Genomic DNA, 12,946 nt, shown 5'->3' with positions numbered 1-12,946 from the left:
TCTGTGCCACGTTTGAAAGTCAACCAACAGTACGCGGCGCTCGGTAAAGGCAACAGTGCCGATAGCCAGTACATTCGCACCAATTTGCAAGAGGCGAAATGGCTGATCAAAAGCTTAGAAAGTAGAAATGAGACGCTACTCAAAGTTGCAAAATGTATTGTTGAACATCAACACGATTTCTTTGAGTATGGCGAAGAAGCCATGAAGCCGATGGTATTGAACGACGTCGCATTAGCGGTTGATATGCACGAGTCCACCATCTCACGGGTTACCACACAAAAGTATATGCATACCCCTCGTGGCATTTTTGAGTTGAAATATTTCTTCTCTAGCCATGTCAGCACCGACAATGGCGGAGAGTGCTCATCCACTGCAATCCGAGCACTCATTAAGAAGCTGGTCGCTGCCGAAAACAGCGCCAAACCTCTTAGTGACAGTAAGATTGCAGCACTACTCGCTGACCAAGGAATTCAGGTCGCAAGGCGGACAATAGCTAAGTACCGTGAATCTCTAGGGATCGCCCCGTCGAGTCAGCGTAAACGCCTGCTATAAGGCCAACAACCGAGAAGGAAAGTCTATGCAAATTAATATTACCGGTCATCACGTCGAGCTCACCGATGCAATGCAAGACTACGTAAACGAAAAGTTTCAAAAGCTAGAGCGGTTCTTCGATCACATCAACAACGTCCATGTGGTACTTCGAGTTGAAAAAGTCCGTCAGATCGCTGAAGCTACCCTTCACGTAAACCAAGGCGACATTCACGCCTCTTCAGACGAAGAAAACATGTACGCGGCGATCGATTCGTTGGTCGATAAACTCGTGCGTCAATTGAACAAGCACAAAGAAAAGCTAAATACCCACTAAGTCCATAACCATGCAACTACGCGAAATCCTTACACTGGACTGCACGAAAAGTGCAGTTCAGTGCACCAGCAAAAAACGAGCCCTAGAAATGATCAGTGAAATTGTGGCTGATAAAACAGGCCAAAGTTCCACTGAATTATTCGAATGTATGCTCAGCCGCGAAAAAATGGGCAGTACTGGCATAGGAAATGGAATTGCCATTCCCCATGCTCGTATGCAATCGAGCGACAAAGCGATTGCCGTTTTACTGCAATGCGAATCGCCGGTCGAATTTGATTCCATCGACAATCGCCCTGTCGATCTGATGTTTGCGCTTCTGGTCCCTGACGAGCAGTGCAAAGAGCATTTGAAAACCCTCTCGAGTATGGCAGAACGCCTCAACGACAAACAGGTCCTCAAACAGCTGCGCAAAGCTCAGTCTGATCAAGAACTTTACGACATCATGGTAAATCAGTAATGCGCTTAATTGTGGTCAGCGGTCAATCGGGTGCCGGGAAAAGCGTGGCACTGCGTGTCTTAGAAGACCTCGGATACTATTGCGTCGACAATCTACCGGTGGATCTGTTGGATGTGTTTATCCAGAGAGTGCAGACCAGCAAACAGAGCGTTGCAGTCAGCATTGATATCCGCAACCTGCCCTCAGAGCCAACACTACTGGAAGACATCCTGACCAAACTTAAGCAATCATCGGATGCCAGCGTGTTGTTTCTCGATGCCAACAAAGAAACGTTACTCAAACGCTACAGTGAAACACGCCGCATTCACCCGCTGACGTTAACCCAACACAATACCTCCCTTGAGCAAGCGATCGAAAAAGAGAAATGCCTCCTCGCCCCGCTCAAAGAGCAAGCCGACTTGATCATCGACAGCAGCAGCCAATCATTGCATGAGCTGAGCGAAACCGTGCGCATGCGCGTGGAAGGCCGTGAACGCAAAGATTTGGTGATGGTGTTTCAGTCGTTTGGTTTTAAATATGGCCTGCCTTCTGATGCCGACTACGTATTCGATGTACGCTTTTTACCTAACCCACATTGGGATCCGTCGCTACGGCCGTTGACTGGCCTCGATACGCCAATCAAATCGTTTTTAGAGCAGCATCAAGAGGTGCTGGAGTTAAAACGACAAATCCAAGGATTTATTGAGCAGTGGTTGCCACTGCTTGAAAAAAATAATCGCAGTTACCTCACCGTAGCCATCGGTTGTACCGGCGGGAAGCATCGTTCAGTCTACCTCACTCAGCAGATTGGTGAGTACTTTGCTCAGCTGGGCCATCAGGTCCAAATTCGTCATACCTCTCTAGAGAAACATCATAAGGAATAGCCATATGCAGCAAGAGAGCAGAACCGTCCTCATTCAAAATCGACTTGGCCTTCATGCTCGTGCTGCCGTCAAACTGGTCGAGCTTGCTCAATCCTTCGATGCCGTGCTCACCATCCAAAACCCTGAAGGCAAAGAAGCCACCGCAGACAGTGTGATGGGTCTACTGATGCTTGAGTCCGCTCAAGGTGAACACGTGACGATCAGCGCAGAAGGCAGCGATGCCTCACCCGCCTTAGAAGCGGTCTGCTCGCTTATCGAAGACAAGTTCGACGAAGAGGAATAGCGCCGACTTGGCCCTCACTCGCACACGCTACCTTTTAATTCCCCCCTTAGAACGCCACTCGCCTTCCATTCATCACGTGGGTGCACTTTTCTCCTCGGCAAAGTCGTATCATGAGGTTACTTAACGTAAGATTTAAGTTACTATTCAAACCATTGTGAACCATTAGAGTCAGGGGGAATCCATGGCCGAGCAAATTGAATTCGATCAAGCTCACCAAGCCCTGCAAGAAGTATCTGAAGCGCTCGAAAACGGCCGCTTCGTCCATGTCCGTCGCCAATTGCAGGACATGGAACCCGAAGATATCGCTCATCTCCTAGAAGCCTCACCTCGTAAAAGCCGTGAAGTCCTTTGGCAACTCACCGATCCAGAAGATTACGGTGAAATCCTCGACGAGCTCAACGAAGACGTCAAAGACGACTTGGTGTCCAAAATGGCACCAGAAAAGCTCGCCGAAGCCACCGAAGGGATGGACACCGACGATGTCGCTTACGTACTGCGAAGCCTACCGGATGATCTCTCTAGAGAAGTTCTGTCCCAAATGGATTCGACAGAGCGTCTACGCATTGAAACCGCGCTCTCTTACCCAGAGGACTCAGCCGGTGGTCTAATGAATACCGATGTCATCACCATTCGTGGTGATGTCGATGTGGATGTCGTGCTGCGTTATCTGCGCATGAAAGGCGAGCTGCCTGAAGCGACCGATGCCTTGTATGTCATTGATGAAGAGAACCACCTTATTGGTGAACTGCCCATTGCCACGCTCATTACGACTCAGCCCGACATCAAAGTTGCCGAAGTGATGGAAGATGCGGATGAGGCTATCGAAGTGACCATGAGTGACTCCGACGTCGCCAGCTTGTTTGAGCGCCGTAATTGGGTCTCAGCGCCGGTTATCGATGAGAACAAACATCTGGTTGGGCGTATTACCATCGATGATGTGGTCGATGTCATCCGAGAAGATGCCGAGCACTCCATGATGAGCATGGCCGGTATGGATGACGACGAAGATACCTTTGCGCCCGTGGTCAAATCAGCCCGTAAACGCAGCATTTGGCTTGGGGCCAATGTGTTAGCGGCGCTTGCAGCGGCCTCTGTCTCGAATATGTTTGAAGCCACTCTCGAGCAGATGGCCGCTATTGCCGTCTTGATGACCATTGTGCCTTCAATGGGCGGCGTAGCAGGCAACCAGACGGTCGCGCTCGTCATCCGTGGCTTGGCATTGGGCCATATCGGTGATGCCAACAAACGTGAACTATTAATGAAAGAAGCCGCCATCGGTCTGCTTAACGGCATTTTGTGGGCATTGATCATCGGCGGGATCGTGATTGCTTGGAAAGGCGACTGGATGCTTGGAGGCATCATCTCTGCCGCCATGCTCACCAACCTGTTTGTTGCCGGTGTTGCTGGCGTGATGATTCCTGTGCTGCTGAAAAAAATGAACATCGACCCAGCATTAGCAGGCGGCATGGCGCTCACCACCGTCACCGACGTCATCGGTCTGTCGGTCTTTTTAGGCTTAGCGACGCTGTTTGTTTAGCTCAGCCGCCACCAGATATTCAACAGATATTTCAAAAAGACAAAGCGCGACCCAAGGGCCGCGCTTTTTGTTAGTGACACTCAGCGCAAGCGCTAAGAGAGTAGATTACCCATTGATATTGGGACCAAGCCACTTCTCCGCTTCCAACATGTCCCAACCTTTGCGCTGTGCATAGCTCTCCACCTGATCCTGCTGGATTTGAGCAACGGCAAAGTAGCGCGAGTCAGGGTGAGAGAAGTACCAACCTGAGACAGAAGCGCCAGGGAACATCGCATAGCTCGACGTCAGCGTCATACCTATCGTGTTTTCAACGTCCATCAGCTCCCAAATTGCGCCCTTCTCTGTGTGCTCAGGACACGCAGGATAGCCCGGTGCAGGACGAATGCCTTGGTATTTCTCGCGAATCAACTCCTCGTTGGATAAGTTCTCATCGGCCGCGTAGCCCCAGATCTCTTTACGTACCCGCTCATGCAGGTACTCGGCGAAGGCTTCGGCCAAACGATCTGCCACCGCCTGAATCATAATGGCGTTGTAATCATCCCCTTGCGCTTTGTATTCATCGGCCAACTCACGCTCATTGATGCCCCCTGTCACCGCAAACGCGCCAATCCAATCCGCCTTACCGGATGATTTCGGTGCGATGTAATCCGACAAACAGTAGTTGTAACCTTTAGGCTTTTCCGTTTGTTGACGTAAGTTGTGCAACACTTTAGCCACCTCGCTACGCGACTCATCGGTGTACACTTCAATGTCATCGCCAACGCTGGCCGCAGGGAACAAGGCACACATGCCTCGGGCTTGCATCAAGCCCTCTTTTTCAACGCGATCCAACAGAGCGTTGGCATCTTCGAACAAGCGTTTCGCCTCTTCACCGACCTCTTCATGGTCAAAGATTGCCGGGTATTTACCGACCAAGGACCACGTCATAAAGAATGGCGTCCAATCGATGTATTGGCGCAGCGTTGCAATATCAAAGTCGTCAAACACATGCACACCGGGTTTCGCCGGAACCGGAGGCGTGTAGCTTTGCCAATCAATTGCTACTTTATTGCTTTGCGCCTGCTCTAAGCTTACCGGCTTAGTGCGGGGTTTCTTACGGTTATGTTGATCGCGCACCACGTCGTAGTCCGCTTGCAGCTTTTCAACAAACGCTGGCTTTAACGTCTCAGACAACAGTGAGGAACAGACCCCGACCGCTCGTGAGGCATTATTCACATACACCACAGGTTGTGAGTAATTTTGCTCAATTTTCACTGCGGTATGCGCTTTCGATGTGGTCGCGCCACCAATCAAGAGTGGCAAATCGAAGTTGAGGCGCTCCATTTCTTTGGCGACATGCACCATTTCGTCCAACGATGGGGTGATCAGGCCAGACAAACCAATGATGTCTACCTTCTCTTCTTTTGCGACTTTTAGGATTTGCTCGCACGGCACCATCACACCTAAGTCGATAATTTCGTAGTTATTACACTGCAGCACCACACCAACGATGTTTTTACCTATGTCGTGAACATCGCCTTTTACGGTCGCCAGCAGAATCTTACCGTTGGTCGAGCCGGCTTGTTTCTCTGCATTAATGTACGGCTCTAGGTGAGCCACGGCTTGCTTCATCACACGCGCGGATTTCACCACTTGAGGAAGGAACATTTTCCCTTCACCAAACAGGTCTCCAACCACGTTCATGCCATCCATCAGTGGCCCTTCGATGACCTCAAGAGGCTTGCTCGCATTGATTCGCGCCTCTTCTGTATCGTCAACAATAAACTCGGTGATGCCTTTCACTAGCGCATGTTCCAAACGCTTTTCAACAGGCCATGTTCGCCATTCCAGTGCTGAGGCATCCTCTTCTTTGCCGACCCCTTTTTCGGCGTATTCGCCGGCAATATCCAATAAGCGCTCGGTGGCATCAGAGCGGCGGTTAAGCACCACATCCTCTACCGCTTCACGCAGCTTGTCTGGAACGTTGTCGTAAATTTCTAACTGACCGGCGTTGACGATGCCCATGTCCATGCCGTTCTTGAAACAATGGTAGAGGAACACCGCATGAATTGCTTCGCGTACATAGTTATTACCGCGAAACGAGAACGACACGTTGGATACGCCACCTGAAATCATCGCATACGGCAGATCGCGTTTGATGTCTGCTACGGCTTCAATGAAATCGACGGCGTAGTTGTTGTGCTCTTCAATACCGGTGGCCACCGCGAAGATGTTCGGGTCAAAAATGATGTCTTCCGGTGGGAAGCCCACTTCGTCAACCAAAATACGATACGCGTTCGTACAGATTTGGAGTTTGCGTTCACGCGTCTCCGCCTGACCCACTTCATCAAACGCCATCACAATCACAGCGGCGCCGTAGCGTCGGATCAGCTTGGCCTGCTCAATGAATTTCTCTTTGCCTTCTTTGAGCGAGATCGAGTTAACGATGCCTTTGCCTTGGATGCATTTCAGACCCGCTTCAATCACCTCCCACTTCGACGAGTCGACCATAATCGGCACACGGGAGATTTCAGGCTCAGAGGCGCACAAGTTAAGGAAGCGCACCATACAGGCCTGCGCATCAAGCATGCCTTCGTCCATATTGATATCGATGATTTGTGCGCCGTTTTCCACTTGCTGACGTGCCACTTCCAGCGCTTCATCATACTGCTCTTCTTTAATAAGACGCTTGAATCGTGCCGAGCCCGTGACGTTAGTTCGCTCGCCGACGTTAATAAATAGCGTCTCTTTCTCAATAGTGAGCGGCTCTAACCCTGACAAACGGCACGCGACGGGGAGCTCTGGCAGCGCGCGCGGTGTTACACCATCGACCACACGAGCCATTTCACGAATATGCTCTGGTGTGGTACCACAACAGCCACCAATTAAGTTAAGAAAGCCGCTTTTCGCCCACTCCTCAACATGTTGCGCCATCTCTTGTGGCGACAAGTCATACTCACCAAACGCATTCGGCAAACCGGCGTTTGGGTGCGCCGAGACAAAAGACTCCGCAATACGCGAGAGTTCATCGACGTATGGACGCAATTCATCAGGGCCAAGTGCACAGTTCAAGCCAAACGATAACGGTCTAACGTGACGCAGTGAGTTGTAAAAAGCTTCGGTAGTCTGACCAGAGAGCGTACGTCCAGAGGCATCGGTAATCGTCCCTGAAATCATCACAGGCAGGGTAATGCCGAGCTCTTCAAATACGCTATCAACGGCAAACGCACACGCTTTGGCGTTGAGGGTGTCAAAGATGGTTTCGATAAGAATCAGATCGCTGCCGCCTTTGATTAGGGCGCGAGTCGACTCAGAGTACGCCTCGACCAACTGATCAAAGCTGACGTTGCGATAACCTGGGTCGTTCACATCAGGAGAGATGGAACAGGTGCGGTTGGTTGGGCCCAATACGCCCGCGACATAGCGAGGTTTGTCCGGCGTTTTTGCCGTCCATTCATCGGCCGCCTCACGTGCAAGTTGGGCCGCTGCGAAGTTAATCTCTTCGCTTAAACTCTGCATGTCGTAGTCGGCCATCGCAATCGTGGTGGCATTAAAGGTATTGGTTTCGAGAATATCCGCACCGGCTTCTAAATAGGCGCTGTGGATCTCTTTGATCAATGTAGGCTGAGTCAACACCAACAGATCGTTGTTCCCTTTTAAATCACAATGCCAATCGGCGAAACGCGTACCACGATAGTCTTGCTCTTCGAGCTTGTAACCTTGGATCATGGTGCCCATGCCACCATCGATCAAAAGTATCCGTTGTTGCAATTGCGCTTCGATTTGCTGCCTTACATTACTTCCCACAGTACTGCCTCATTCCTTTCGTTATTTCCCCATCCTATCACAGATCAAAAAGGAGTCTAGACGTCTAAACGGTAAAAATACGTCTCACACCACGGGTAAAAATCATTTGCTATTTGAACAAGTCAGTAACAAAATTCTTGTTCATAATTTGTTACATACTGGAACGCTCATGTCAGTCTACTACACACTCTGCTTTTTATCGGCTGCTGCAATGCTGATTGCCTTTGTAAACAGCAAGATAGGTAAAATGCAGACCACCATCGCCATCACTGCGGGCTCTATGGTGCTGTCGTTACTCATTTTGGTTGCAGGCCAAAATGATTGGTTCCAACTGACAGAAATTGCGTCAAAGACGGTCGCCAGCATCAACTTCGAAGATTTTTTGTTGAAAGGGATTCTCGGCTTTCTCCTCTTCGCTGGCGGATTGGGCATCAAACTGCCCAACCTTAAAGATCAAAAATGGGAGATCACTGTCTTAGCCTTGGGCGCCACGCTGTTTTCGACGTTCTTCATCGGATTTGGTCTTTATGCTTTTTGCCAATGGCTGCACATTCCGTTTGATCTGGTGTACTGCTTACTCTTCGGGGCACTGATCTCTCCGACGGACCCGATTGCCGTGTTAGCGATCGTCAAAAAGCTCGATGCCCCCAAACGTATCTCGACCCAAATTGAGGGAGAGTCCCTTTTTAATGACGGCTTCGGCTTGGTCATTTTCGTCACTCTTTACACTATCGCTTTTGGTCACGACACGCCGACACTGGGCAGCGTCACCTTGCTGTTCGTACAAGAAGCGATGGGTGGCATTGTGTATGGCTTTGCCCTAGGGCTGTTGTTCCACTACCTTATCAGCGCGACCGACGATCACTCTATGGAGCTGCTGCTGACCATCGGCATTCCCACTGCAGGTTATGCCTTTGCCGAGATTTTGCATGTGTCGGGCCCGTTAGCAATGGTGGTATCTGGAATCATGATCGGTAACTGGACGCGCTTTATCGGCTTTTCAAAAGAGAGTGAAGATCACCTCGACCATTTCTGGGAGCTGATCGATGAATTCCTTAACGGGGTCTTGTTCCTTTTGATCGGTATGTCGATGTTGCTGTTTGAATTCCATCAAGAAGACTGGATCATGATGGCGGTCGCCGTTCCTTTGGTCTTGCTTTCGCGTTATCTGAGCGTGTTTTTCTCTTACGTAGGGTTTAAGCGCTATCGCACCTACAACCCTTGGTCCATTAAAATCCTTACCTGGGGCGGCCTAAGAGGTGGATTAGCGCTGGCCATGGCACTCTCCATTCCCTCTGGCATTTGGGTCATTCAAGATAAGCTCATTGACGTTAAAGAGATCATCTTGGTTATGACTTACTCTGTGGTGGTATTTTCCATCTTAGTGCAAGGCTCTACCATTACCCCAATGATAGAGAAAGCCAAACGGGCAGAGAAACAGGCCTAGTGCCCGCAGCAGTGTGCATCAATGCCAGCAAAATACGCTGGCATTTTTCTACCTGTATCGGATAAATGACATCCGATTGCAGCCATCGCCAAGCAAAATGTCTACTATAACTCATCGATAGGCGCCCCCATCTTTGGCTACGTTATGGAAAACCTCTCTTTAGACATTCGCACACTTAACTTCACGGTTATCGTCTTCTCCTTTATCTATTCTTCAGGCTTGTTCTTTTATCAAGCCTCGCAGAAACAAGTTCAAGGCCTAAACCGACTGGCCGCTGGCATCTTTATGATTGGCTTAGGGCCGCTGTTTTTAGGTTTTCGAGGAACCGCACCAGAGTGGCTGACCATAGTGCTCGCCAATACCCTCATCATGCTGGGTTTTCTTTTTACCGTGAAAGGCATCTGCGCGATTCGCGCCTATCACGCTAAAGGAGTGCGATGGTTAGAGGGGGCATTGCTGCTAGCAGGTCTACTGTTTGTTTTCTTTACCTATGTAACACCATCCATCAACGCCCGTATTCTTATCTTAAGCGCCTACCTCAGCGCCTCCTGTTTTTTCGCTGCTTGGGCACTGCTTAAGGGCGAGAAGGACGATGCCAAGTTTCCTCTTCTCATGATGGTGATCCCATTTGTCAGCTATGGCAGTTTTATGATGTTTCGCCTCGTCTATACCGCGCTGGGGCCTACAATTAGCAGTTATATGAGTTCTGGACTGATTCATGCCCTGACCTACCTATTCTGCATCATATTAATGGTTGCCATTAGCCTGAGCATGCTATGGCTCATCAATGCGAGATTGCTCGACTCCATCCATCAGTTGTCACAAAAGGATCCATTGACAGGAATCTATAACCGACGAGCGATGGACTCGTTACTGCCTTCTCTAGTTCGTCAATCGAAAGAGGAACATCTGCCCCTTAGCGTGATAATGACCGATATCGATAACTTCAAACAGATTAACGATGAGCTAGGGCATCTGGTGGGAGACAAAACCATTGAGAAAGTCGCCAAGCTTATGCAGCACGCTCTACCAGACTCGGTTTTGGCAATACGTTTTGGCGGTGATGAGTTTATGCTACTGTTACCCAAGCACACAGCGGAAGAAGCGATTCAACAAGCAGAACTATTGAGGCAAAAGGTGGCGCTGAATCCTATCGTAAGTAGTGTTCATCTTGATTGCACCATGAGCTTTGGCGTCGCAGAACTCAAACGCAGTGACTCGGTGGATGACCTACTCTCCAATGCCGATGTTGCCCTCTATGAAGCCAAAAATGGTGGACGAAACCAAGTAGTTGTTGCCCAGTGACCGCAACCATTTGTTGAGAAGCCCTGCCTATAGAAGGGCTTTTTCACATCTATACCGTCTGTACAAAGGTGACATTCAGAAACGGGAGCTGCCCCATAGAAACTAGAGACTTCGACTCTGCCGAGAACACTGAGTTGATGGCAATTTGTATTGCCTTGATGCGAAGAAGCCTACTTTTCTATCTGTAGTAGTGCAGCTTGATACGAGTTGCTGGCTGAGCGGGGGAGAGTAGATGGTCCGGCATTCCGGCCCGCGAGAAAGTGCACAGCACTTTCAGGAGCGTTAAACGTAAAAAAGCCCCAGTCTTTCGACTAAGGCTTAGTATAAATGGCGGAGTGGACGGGACTCGATGGTCCGGCATTCCGGCCCGCGAAAAAGTGCACAGCACTTTCGGGAGCGTTAAACGTAAAAAAGCCCAGTCTTTCGACTAAGGCTTAGTATAAATGGCGGAGTGGACGGGACTCGATGGTCCGGCATTCCGGCCCGCGAAAAAGTGCACAGCACTTTCGGGAGCGTTAAACGTAAAAAAGCCCAGTCTTTCGACTAGGCTTTCTAATAAGTGGCGGAGTGGACGGGACTCGAACCCGCGACCCCCGGCGTGACAGGCCGGTATTCTAACCAACTGAACTACCACTCCGCAGTGGTATCACTCACCTAAGCAAGTGTCCATAATTTGAAGCCTGGCGATGTCCTACTCTCACATGGGGAAGCCCCACACTACCATCGGCGCTAATTCGTTTCACTTCTGAGTTCGGCATGGAATCAGGTGGGTCCAAATCGCTATGGTCGCCAAGCAAATTCTTTAATTCGGAAAGCTGTTTACGTTCTTACACATTCAATGTTCTTTCATTGAGTCCATCAAAACCCTTTGGGTGTTGTATGGTTAAGCCTCACGGGCAATTAGTACAGGTTAGCTCAACGCCTCACAGCGCTTACACACCCTGCCTATCAACGTTCTAGTCTCGAACAACCCTTAAGGGCACTTAAAGTGCCAGGGAAGACTCATCTCAGGGCTCGCTTCCCGCTTAGATGCTTTCAGCGGTTATCGATTCCGAACTTAGCTACCGGGCAATGCGTCTGGCGACACAACCCGAACACCAGAGGTTCGTCCACTCCGGTCCTCTCGTACTAGGAGCAGCCCCCTTCAATCTTCCAACGCCCACGGCAGATAGGGACCGAACTGTCTCACGACGTTCTAAACCCAGCTCGCGTACCACTTTAAATGGCGAACAGCCATACCCTTGGGACCGACTTCAGCCCCAGGATGTGATGAGCCGACATCGAGGTGCCAAACACCGCCGTCGATATGAACTCTTGGGCGGTATCAGCCTGTTATCCCCGGAGTACCTTTTATCCGTTGAGCGATGGCCCTTCCATTCAGAACCACCGGATCACTATGACCTGCTTTCGCACCTGCTCGAATTGTCATTCTCGCAGTCAAGCGGGCTTATGCCATTGCACTAACCTCACGATGTCCAACCGTGATTAGCCCACCTTCGTGCTCCTCCGTTACTCTTTGGGAGGAGACCGCCCCAGTCAAACTACCCACCAGGCACTGTCCTCACCCCGGATAACGGGGCTAAGTTAGAACATCAAACATACAAGGGTGGTATTTCAAGGTCGGCTCCACAGATACTGGCGTACCTGCTTCAAAGCCTCCCACCTATCCTACACATGTAGGCTCAATGTTCAGTGCCAAGCTGTAGTAAAGGTTCACGGGGTCTTTCCGTCTAGCCGCGGGTACACTGCATCTTCACAGCGATTTCAATTTCACTGAGTCTCGGGTGGAGACAGCGTGGCCATCATTACGCCATTCGTGCAGGTCGGAACTTACCCGACAAGGAATTTCGCTACCTTAGGACCGTTATAGTTACGGCCGCCGTTTACCGGGGCTTCAATCAAGAGCTTCGACCGAAGTCTAACCCCATCAATTAACCTTCCGGCACCGGGCAGGCGTCACACCGTATACGTCATCTTACGATTTTGCACAGTGCTGTGTTTTTAATAAACAGTTGCAGCCACCTGGTATCTGCGACTCTCAATAGCTCCATCCGCGAGGGACTTCACCGTCAAGAGCGTACCTTCTCCCGAAGTTACGGTACCATTTTGCCTAGTTCCTTCACCCGAGTTCTCTCAAGCGCCTTGGTATTCTCTACCCGACCACCTGTGTCGGTTTGGGGTACGATTCCAACTTATCTGAAGCTTAGAGGCTTTTCCTGGAAGCATGGCATCAATGACTTCACGCCCTTGGGCGCTCGACATCGTGTCTCAGCCTTAGAGAGAGCCGGATTTACCTAACTCTCAAGCCTACGCACTTGAACCTGGACAACCGTCGCCAGGCCCACCTAGCCTTCTCCGTCCCCCCATCGCAATAAGTTGAAGTACGGGAATATTAACCCGTTT

9 protein-coding genes, 1 tRNA gene and 2 rRNA genes are annotated in these 12,946 nt (G+C 50.2%); 8 read left to right on the top strand and 4 right to left on the bottom strand.

Annotation, left to right across the window (positions count from 1 at the left end):
• The 6 genes from AC6R0R_RS18915 to mgtE form a co-directional block, all read left to right on the top strand.
• On the top strand, positions 1-552 hold a 552-nt coding region (locus AC6R0R_RS18915), incomplete at its 5' end, for an RNA polymerase factor sigma-54 (protein WP_500627840.1).
• A gap of 25 nt (positions 553-577) precedes the next feature.
• Positions 578-865: a ribosome hibernation promoting factor gene (gene hpf / locus AC6R0R_RS18910; protein WP_334553461.1), complete on the top strand. Its 288-nt coding sequence runs from the start codon at positions 578-580 to the stop codon at positions 863-865.
• A 10-nt stretch (positions 866-875) separates the two neighbouring features.
• Positions 876-1,322 carry a PTS IIA-like nitrogen regulatory protein PtsN gene (gene ptsN, locus AC6R0R_RS18905; RefSeq protein ID WP_334553460.1) on the top strand — a complete coding sequence of 149 codons (447 nt, stop codon included), beginning with the start codon at positions 876-878 and terminating at the stop codon, positions 1,320-1,322.
• Positions 1,322-2,185, top strand: a complete 864-nt coding sequence (gene rapZ / locus AC6R0R_RS18900) for an RNase adapter RapZ (protein WP_500627839.1) — start codon at positions 1,322-1,324, stop codon at positions 2,183-2,185. The genes ptsN and rapZ overlap by 1 nt, the downstream gene beginning before the upstream one ends.
• Before the next feature lie 4 nt (positions 2,186-2,189).
• Positions 2,190-2,468, top strand: a complete 279-nt coding sequence (locus AC6R0R_RS18895; RefSeq protein WP_334553456.1) for an HPr family phosphocarrier protein — start codon at positions 2,190-2,192, stop codon at positions 2,466-2,468.
• Positions 2,469-2,649: 181 nt separating this feature from the next.
• Positions 2,650-4,005, top strand: coding sequence for a magnesium transporter (gene mgtE, locus AC6R0R_RS18890; protein ID WP_500627838.1), 1,356 nt, complete (start codon positions 2,650-2,652; stop codon positions 4,003-4,005).
• Between the two features lie 105 nt (positions 4,006-4,110).
• Here mgtE and metH read toward each other — a convergent pair whose 3' ends face one another.
• Positions 4,111-7,791, bottom strand: coding sequence for a methionine synthase (metH, locus tag AC6R0R_RS18885; RefSeq protein WP_500627837.1), 3,681 nt, complete (start codon positions 7,789-7,791; stop codon positions 4,111-4,113).
• Positions 7,792-7,960: 169 nt separating this feature from the next.
• On the opposite strand from metH, the gene AC6R0R_RS18880 reads away from it, so the two are divergent.
• Both AC6R0R_RS18880 and AC6R0R_RS18875 read left to right on the top strand, forming a co-directional pair.
• A complete protein-coding gene (locus tag AC6R0R_RS18880; protein ID WP_500627836.1) occupies positions 7,961-9,238 on the top strand; it encodes a cation:proton antiporter in 1,278 nt (425 codons plus the stop codon).
• A gap of 144 nt (positions 9,239-9,382) precedes the next feature.
• Positions 9,383-10,543 (top strand): GGDEF domain-containing protein, encoded by a 1,161-nt coding sequence (locus AC6R0R_RS18875; RefSeq protein ID WP_500627835.1) that lies wholly within the window; start codon positions 9,383-9,385, stop codon positions 10,541-10,543.
• Positions 10,544-11,103: 560 nt separating this feature from the next.
• On the opposite strand, the gene AC6R0R_RS18870 is transcribed toward AC6R0R_RS18875, so the two are convergent.
• The 3 genes from AC6R0R_RS18870 to AC6R0R_RS18860 form a co-directional block, all read right to left on the bottom strand.
• A tRNA-Asp gene (locus tag AC6R0R_RS18870) sits at positions 11,104-11,180 on the bottom strand.
• A 41-nt stretch (positions 11,181-11,221) separates the two neighbouring features.
• Positions 11,222-11,337, bottom strand: a 5S ribosomal RNA gene (gene rrf, locus AC6R0R_RS18865).
• Between the two features lie 85 nt (positions 11,338-11,422).
• A 23S ribosomal RNA gene (locus AC6R0R_RS18860) occupies positions 11,423-12,946 on the bottom strand; the annotation flags it as partial.

The organism is Vibrio sp. R12-SW3-ISO1 (genome assembly GCF_059834005.1).
This window is presented reverse-complemented; position numbering and strand designations above follow the sequence as displayed.

Coding starts and splice junctions, on each gene's coding strand:
- mgtE (WP_500627838.1), top strand. CDS start 2,650: ATGGCCGAGCAAATTGAATTCGATCAAGCTCACCAAGCCCTGCAAGAA.
- hpf (WP_334553461.1), top strand. CDS start 578: ATGCAAATTAATATTACCGGTCATCACGTCGAGCTCACCGATGCAATG.
- AC6R0R_RS18875 (WP_500627835.1), top strand. CDS start 9,383: ATGGAAAACCTCTCTTTAGACATTCGCACACTTAACTTCACGGTTATC.
- AC6R0R_RS18895 (WP_334553456.1), top strand. CDS start 2,190: ATGCAGCAAGAGAGCAGAACCGTCCTCATTCAAAATCGACTTGGCCTT.
- rapZ (WP_500627839.1), top strand. CDS start 1,322: ATGCGCTTAATTGTGGTCAGCGGTCAATCGGGTGCCGGGAAAAGCGTG.
- AC6R0R_RS18880 (WP_500627836.1), top strand. CDS start 7,961: ATGTCAGTCTACTACACACTCTGCTTTTTATCGGCTGCTGCAATGCTG.
- ptsN (WP_334553460.1), top strand. CDS start 876: ATGCAACTACGCGAAATCCTTACACTGGACTGCACGAAAAGTGCAGTT.